Source organism: Flavobacterium sp., assembly GCF_044341185.1.
Lineage (GTDB): Bacteria > Bacteroidota > Bacteroidia > Flavobacteriales > Flavobacteriaceae > Flavobacterium.
Genome location: NZ_JBIISE010000054.1, coordinates 1 through 7,386 on the forward strand (window position 1 = coordinate 1; position 7,386 = coordinate 7,386).

6 protein-coding genes and 1 other RNA gene are annotated in these 7,386 nt (G+C 27.5%); 6 read left to right on the forward strand and 1 reads right to left on the reverse strand.

Annotated features, from left to right (window positions below; genetic code table 11):
• The first annotated feature begins 199 nt into the window (after nt 1-199).
• Nucleotides 200-601, forward strand: a transfer-messenger RNA (tmRNA) gene (gene ssrA / locus ACIQZ1_RS09210).
• Between the two features lie 67 nt (nt 602-668).
• Here ssrA and ACIQZ1_RS09215 read toward each other — a convergent pair.
• Entirely contained in the window at nt 669-1,949 is a 1,281-nt protein-coding gene (locus ACIQZ1_RS09215) for a hypothetical protein (RefSeq protein WP_396160706.1), read from the reverse strand.
• Nucleotides 1,950-2,031: 82 nt separating this feature from the next.
• On the opposite strand from ACIQZ1_RS09215, the gene ACIQZ1_RS09220 reads away from it, so the two are divergent.
• From ACIQZ1_RS09220 to ACIQZ1_RS09240, 5 genes are all read left to right on the forward strand, one after another.
• On the forward strand, nt 2,032-3,156 hold the full coding sequence (locus ACIQZ1_RS09220; RefSeq protein WP_396160708.1) for a hypothetical protein: 1,125 nt from the start codon (nt 2,032-2,034) through the stop codon (nt 3,154-3,156).
• A gap of 47 nt (nt 3,157-3,203) precedes the next feature.
• On the forward strand, nt 3,204-4,994 hold the full coding sequence (locus ACIQZ1_RS09225; RefSeq protein ID WP_396160710.1) for a P-loop NTPase fold protein: 1,791 nt from the start codon (nt 3,204-3,206) through the stop codon (nt 4,992-4,994).
• A 43-nt stretch (nt 4,995-5,037) separates the two neighbouring features.
• Nucleotides 5,038-5,535, forward strand: a complete 498-nt coding sequence (locus ACIQZ1_RS09230) for an LEM-3-like GIY-YIG domain-containing protein (RefSeq protein WP_396160713.1) — start codon at nt 5,038-5,040, stop codon at nt 5,533-5,535.
• A gap of 240 nt (nt 5,536-5,775) precedes the next feature.
• Nucleotides 5,776-6,984 (forward strand): ion transporter, encoded by a 1,209-nt coding sequence (locus ACIQZ1_RS09235; protein ID WP_396160715.1) that lies wholly within the window; start codon nt 5,776-5,778, stop codon nt 6,982-6,984.
• A 12-nt stretch (nt 6,985-6,996) separates the two neighbouring features.
• Nucleotides 6,997-7,386 (forward strand): DUF481 domain-containing protein (locus tag ACIQZ1_RS09240; protein ID WP_396160717.1); only part of this gene is annotated, 390 nt, incomplete at its 3' end.

Here is a 7,386-nt window from a genome sequence, read left to right on the forward strand (position 1 = left end):
CTTTAATAATTCCGAATTTCATTTTACTTAGGTTTATGGCTTTTTTTATGTTTTTAACACAATTTACTTGTATTACTTTACAAATATAACATTTTTGATTTTGAGTATAAAACTTTTCTGCTTGAATAATTTATTGTAATTTTGGCATCCATTTGATTTGAAGGTATAGTATACAAGACTTGATATGTCAAATGAATATGGGGTCGACTGGTTTTGACAGCAAGTGGCACTAATTAGTAAGCATGTCGAGCATTGTATTTTTGGCTCGTAAATATCAATAATACACACTTTTTAAACGGCGAAAATACTTACGCTTTAGCTGCATAATCCGAATTATAGTACGATAATGCCATGTCCCAACCAGGTTGGGAAGCTGGATTTCTCTCAAAAGCCTTGGTTTGTGGCGGTTGATTAAGAGGAATGGTAAAAATAAACCTAGGAATGGTAAAACTTTAAATCCACTCTGACATTCATAAAGTTAAGCGAATAGTGGCTGTTTTTGGCCAAGCTATTTTGTCGAAAATCTAAACAAAAACTAAACATGTAGAACGCTTTTTGATGGCTTGTTTGGACGAGAGTTCGATTCTCTCCGACTCCACTTTTTAAAATCGTAATTGCTAATTTATTAAGTAATTACGATTTTTAGTATATAAATAGTTTTTTTGCCACTATCTCAAAATATATCCTTTTGCTAACGTAAGAAATAATTTAAATCCGGTTTTTTTAACATGAAGTTTCAGATTTTTCAAAGCGTTCTGATTTGTATCGATTTCATTTTCAGAAAAGCTAATTTTTAATTTGGTAAAATAATAAAACAGCGCTAAATAGTCATAATATCCTATTTCTACCACCTCTAGATCTACTAATTCTAAATTTGTTTTTGCTCTAGAGTAAAATCCAGAATGCCTATTTATATTGGACAATCCAATCAAATAAATAGCACTAGTTGTTGTGGATGACCAAATATCAGATTCGAATAATTCCTCATAATATTTATCCATAATTTCTTTTAAAACATCATATTCCTCTTTAATAATTAAAGCTGGTACAATCTCTTCTAAGAAAAAACTAACTCGATTGGAACTACAGGCATCAAAAATTTCTTTTTTTAACTTTGGACTTACTTTTTGTGATTGTAAAATACAACATCCATAAAACCTACCTTTTAAAACCGAATAAAAACTAGGAAATTCTTTTGGTTTTTTTATATCATAATTTAAAAAAGACTCGTATTCCGAATAATAATATTTATAAAATCGCATTAAAGAAACAAAAAATATATCTGATTCATTTGCATTGTTTTTTTCAATAATATTCAAAATTTTATAATACCTTGAATTTAGATTTGTATAGTCTATAAAAAGTAATGGAATATTATTCCTAAAAGTATCATATGGAATAAGAGTTTCATAAATAGTCAACGCTTTTTTTTCTGATATATTTGATAGACCTAAGGAAATTGTTGTAGAAAACTTGTGAAATTGTGTATTAGAAATACTTTTAAAATCAACATATTTAAAAACAGCATTAAGAATTTCTAAATTATTTTTTTCAACTTGAAATGATAAAAAATAAGCCAAAAATATGATGTTTTTTTCGTCTAACAATCCAATATTAATTTTACTAATTTCTTCTTTTCCAATTCTTTTTAGTTTCTGCATACGCAGTAAACTCTGTTGAAAATACCATTCGCTATAATTGGCTTGATTGTTTTTATAACTAGAAAACGAAGAAAAACCAAGATAAATTGATAACGTATTTAAAGTAGCAAGCGAAGGAACGGTTTTATCTAAAAAACCAAATAATCTCCTTAATGTATTAAAACCAAGAGGTTTGTTTGTAACTGCATCTAATTCCTCCTTTAAATACTTTACATCTCTAATGGAAGTAACCGTAATATTGGATTTTTTTTGAATATCAATTAGCAATTGAGAATAGTCATTATACATACATGGGCTATATTTGGGCTAAATGTAATAATTATTAATATAAATTTGAATAATTAAAAAATAAAATTTAAAAAATCAAATTATGATTAGTACTAAAAAAAATATTATTTCTGTAATAGCAGTGTTACTACTAATTTCTTGTAGCAAAAAAAACGACAAAAATTCAACAACAAAAACGAATGAAAAAGAAGAAAAAGAAAACGTTGAAGTTGCAAAAAAAATTACTTTAGAAGATTTAAAATTCGAAAATGTTATTTCAAATCAGGGTGAATTGGCTGCAGCTGATAGTTTTATTGTAAAAGATTTTTTTGGTTTAAGTAAAGATACTATTCAAATAAAATTTAATTCGGACAATAAAGTTAAATTCTTTTCAATCGTTGAACAACGCAGTGGACGAATTGTGAAAACATTTAAAAAAACATCTGATGTTGAATTTACATATGATGTGTACTTTGATAATCCGTTTTCTGTTAAAATTTATTTTCCAAAAGAATCCTATTATAATTTAGAAGTTTCAAGAAAATCTGGGAGTGTAGATAATTACTTAAGTAAGGCAAAATTAATTCGCGACTCTGTTGTTGTAAGTAAAAAAACCAATAAAAGCAAAATTGGAACCACAATGGCATTTGAAAAAATTTTTAATCAACCTAAGAAATTTATTGTATCAAGTACTTTTTCAATGTCTGGAGAAAGTAAAGTTTATGCACCCATAGAAATACCCAAAAACACCAAGGAATTTATTTACACCTTAAGAATATCAGGTGAAGACGAAACACAAAGAGAAGACGGAAGGTTATTTAACGACGTTAATAGAATTTCTAAAAAGGTAAAAGTTTTAGGTATTCCACTTTGGGAATCAGAAGAGAAAAGTTCTAGTTTAAGTCGTGAAATACTTAACTCCCTTTTCCCACCTAAAAAAGATGAAGATTATACCTTAAATGTATTCTTTTTTGATAAACAGAAAGAAATAAAAAAATTCTTACAGTACCCAGGTAAACAATATGCGAGCGCATTTAAATATGATATAAATAATAGTGCTTTATCAACTCAAAGTCGTGTTGGACTAATAAAAAAACCATATTCTGGGTTTTCTTATATTGGACTTCAATCTACAAGTTCATTCTCTAACACCTACGTTTGGTTAGATGTGGTGGCTCTTTATGAGAAAACGTTTCATTACGAAATTAGATATCGTATACAAAAATAAAAGAGTCTCTTAAATTAAATCAATTTCTTACTAAAATTAAAAAAATTATGGATTTAAAATCTTGTATTACCGACAAACCTATTGAAAAAAATGATGAAGATAAATTAAAAATGTCTCGTTACAGTGCTGTATTATCAAATTTCATCAAACAAGGTGATACACCTTTAACTGTTGGTCTACAAGGCGAATGGGGAACCGGAAAAACATCAATGCTTTACATGCTTTTAGAACATTTCAAACGTGAAGACATAGCCACTTCCTGGGTAAATACTTGGGAATATAGTATGTTTAGGAATCCATCTGAAACTACGCCTGCCATTTTAAAAGGTATGCTTACCAATTTAAAGTTGAGTTGTGGAAAAAATTGGACTATTGAAGAGAAGACTGAGGCTGGTATGAAAAAAGTTTTTTCATTTTTTGGAAATGTGGCCAATCAAGTAATAGCAAACCAAACAGGTGTAGATATAAAAGGCGCTATAGTTCATGAAGAAGCCAACAGAGAGCAAGCAGAAATTGCTGAAATAAAAAAAGAAATTGAAAATATTATTGCAAAATTAATAGAGGATCCAGATAATAATTATAAAAAAGTGGTTTTTCTTGTTGATGATTTAGATCGTATTCCACCAGATCAAGCTGTAGAAGTATTGGAAAGTTTAAAAAACTTGTTTGATGTACCGAATTGTGTATTTGTATTGGCAATTGATTATGATGTAGTTGTAAAAGGTTTAGAATCGAAATTTGGTAAAAAAACAGAAGAAAATGAACGCGAATTTCGTTCCTTTTTTGATAAAATTATTCAAGTTCCGTTTTCGATGCCGACAGGAACATATGACATGGGTAATTTACTTTCTGAAAAATTAAGTTCTTTATCTATCGGGATTCCAGAAGAACTTAATGATTCATATACAAATGTTGTAAAATACACTATTGGATTTAATCCAAGAAGTTTAAAAAGATATATTAATTCATTTTCATTATTAAGAAATCTAAGAAACTCTGATTTTGAAAATGATGCATCAGATTTTGGAGACAATGCACCAGATTCCGAAGATGATTTGATTTTATTTGCAATGATTGGAGTGCAAATATCCTATCCGAAAATATTTAGATTAATTACTCAAATGCCTGATATTTATGATTGGGATAAAGGGTTTGCTAATAAAAATAATATCAATTTAGATGCAGTTAAACTTGATATTGAAAAATATGGTGATAATGAAAAATTAGATGAAGACTGGGAACAAATTATATATGGTGCTTGTCAAAATGATGTGTATTTAAAATCTAAAGTTTTTAATATATTGGAGTTATTTAATTACTTGAGAATTAAATTCGAAAATAGACCCGAAGTATTAGATGAAAAAACAGTAATGGCATTAAAATTTGCTTCAATTACGAATGTTGATGACGATGTAAACATGAAAGGTGTTGTTGAAAAAAGAGGAAACAAAACTATTTTTTCTGATATAAAAACAAAAATTGACATCATAAAACAAGAATTAATTGCAAACGGTGCCAAAAAAGAGGGGCTTGAAATAAAATTAAAAACGTATCAAATTGTTTTCGAAGCATTATTAATAATTACCAATTCAAACGCTGGAAAATTTACAATTTTAGGTAGCTACATTAAATTTGAAAATAATAATGTGTTTGCTAAGCTTAATAATCCGCCAAAACAAACAGAATTAATATCAATTGAATTGTTTAATTTATCAAATATATCTTATCCAAAGGGTTTAAGCTTAGAAAAAGATAATGGAAATCAAAAAGTATTTAAAGTTTCAAAAGAATTAAATCCTACTGAATTTAAAGACTTCTTATCCTTAAATTATAAATAATAAGAGAAAAATAATTTAAAAACACTAACGAAATCAATTAAATATGTTTGATAATTTAACCATAACTAAACTGGGCTTTTATGTCTATGCTTTAGTGAATCCATTAACCAATAAAGTCTTTTATATCGGTAAAGGTATTGATAATAGAGTATTTGCCCATAAACAAGAAGTTTTTGAAAATAAAACCGAAATCAATTCATTAAAAAAAACTGAAATTAAAGAAATTTTAGACAAAAAATTGGATATCCAACATTTAATTAACCGACTTGGACTTTCTGAAAAAGAAGCTTTTTTAGTTGAATCAACATTAATTGATTATCATAATTTTAATTTAAACAAATTAACCAACGAGGTTGCAGGTCATGATAGTGGTTTTTATGGTATTAAAACTACAGATGAACTAATTAGACAGTATAATGCGCCAAAACTTGAAAAGTTATTGCATAAAGTAGTGATTATTAATATAAATAGACAATATGCAAAGGTTAAAAATTCAAATAACGCTATTTATATTGCTACTAAAGAATCCTGGGTAGAATAAATGAATTAGAATATGCATTATCTGAATTTCAAGGAATAATTATTGGGGTTTTTAAAATTAACAAATGGTATGCTGCTGCAACAGAAAATAATAAAATAAAAAAAAGATGGGGATTTGATGGTGAAGATGCACCAAAAGAAATTAAAGATATTTATTTAAATAAATCAATTGCTCATGTTAAGAAAAAAGGAGCTGCAAATCCCATAAGATACAACTTATAATACCAGAAATTTTTAATATATGATAAAAGCAATAAAAAATAAGCAAACTGAATTGACTGTATCTCTTGGGATGATTTTGTTATTAATTATCATAGCATCAGTACTTATGTATTTTTTAGAACACGATGCGCAACCAAAATCATTTGAAAATTTATATACTTCATTATGGTGGGGTATTGACAAATACCTTACTTCTACAGGAGGTGAAGATATTAATCCCATCACTCCTGCTGGTAAATTTTTATCAGGATTAATTGCCATTCTTGGAGTTGGAATGTTTGCGCTTCCAGCTGGTATTATAGCTTCAGGTTTTATAGAAGAAATAGAAAATGATAAATTATTAAAAAAATTAACTGAATTGGAATTAAAATTAGAAAATGCTTTTTCTGTAGAATATTTAGCTCCCGTAATAAAAATTAAGAGAGAACTAAATTTATCTCATTTGCCAAGAAAATGGTTAAGTATTAGTGATATTAAATATAAAATGGGAATATCAGAGAGTTCTGTTTTACAAGTGTGTGAGTTTTCGAAAAAGTTTAAAATAACTAATGTTAATTTAGATGGCATTAATACAGTTGGGTTAGAATACATAAATCTTAATAGAACGTATGGCCAATGTATTAATAGGGGTTCAAAATTAACAATAGTTAACCTTTATCCGTTTACTCAACCTTTCTTTGGTCATTTTGGTTTTGCAATCTCAGAACTACTTCAAGCGAATTATATATCCAATGAAAAGTTTGGACAATCTACATTGCTGGAAGAATATAGACTAAACTTAATTAACAACAAAAATTACTTCGAAGAATCGATTTCAGAAAATACTTTAAAAGAAATAAAAAATGATATCTCGTCAATAATGCCAGAAAATGGGGTTTGCATATTTATGGTAAATGCAGGCAATAATGATTATTTAATGCAGTTTAACATTGGTGCAGAAAAGGGAGATACAAGTTTTGAAAATGGAATCTATTTTTCCGATTTAAAAAAATTAAATCAATACTTTAACAATGCAAAGTTACTTTCTGAAAAGTACGGAAAGTCAATTGCTAAACATGCTACTGTTGGCAAACCAGAGGAGGATCATATAGCAAATTTTATTCATAAAGAAACTAAAAATGATGTATTACTACTTCATATCAATGTATCTATTTTGAAAGCAAATATGGTAGAATATTATCAATGCATTTCAGATTTTGCAAGTATTTTTAAAGATGAAACTATTTAATATTAATTAGATATGAAAAATAAAATACATATCATTTGTTTCTTTTTATTCACATCGTTCGCTAAAGCACAATCTATTGTAAATACTGAGAGTATGTCGAGTAAATTAGATAGTACATTTGTGCTTACAACAAGTTTTGATGGAAATTACACAACAGGAAATATTGAGTTAACACAATTTAATTCTGCCAATCAACTTGCGTTTAAAAAAGATAAAAATTTAGTTAGATTGTTTTTTAATTACGAATATATTTCACAAGACAAAGAGGTAATTTCATCTGATTACACAAGTCAATTACGATACAGTTATTCACTAAAAAACAATTCTTTATATTCATTTGCACAAGGACAAAAAGCAGTGTCGTTATCACTGAATAGTCGATATTTAATTGGGATTGGATAT

Excerpts from the sequence above, each read along its gene's own strand:
- ACIQZ1_RS09230 (WP_396160713.1), top strand. The coding sequence starts at position 5,038 with ATGTTTGATAATTTAACCATAACTAAACTGGGCTTTTATGTCTATGCT.
- ACIQZ1_RS09235 (WP_396160715.1), top strand. The coding sequence starts at position 5,776 with ATGATAAAAGCAATAAAAAATAAGCAAACTGAATTGACTGTATCTCTT.
- ACIQZ1_RS09215 (WP_396160706.1), bottom strand. The coding sequence starts at position 1,949 with ATGTATAATGACTATTCTCAATTGCTAATTGATATTCAAAAAAAATCC.
- ACIQZ1_RS09220 (WP_396160708.1), top strand. The coding sequence starts at position 2,032 with ATGATTAGTACTAAAAAAAATATTATTTCTGTAATAGCAGTGTTACTA.
- ACIQZ1_RS09225 (WP_396160710.1), top strand. The coding sequence starts at position 3,204 with ATGGATTTAAAATCTTGTATTACCGACAAACCTATTGAAAAAAATGAT.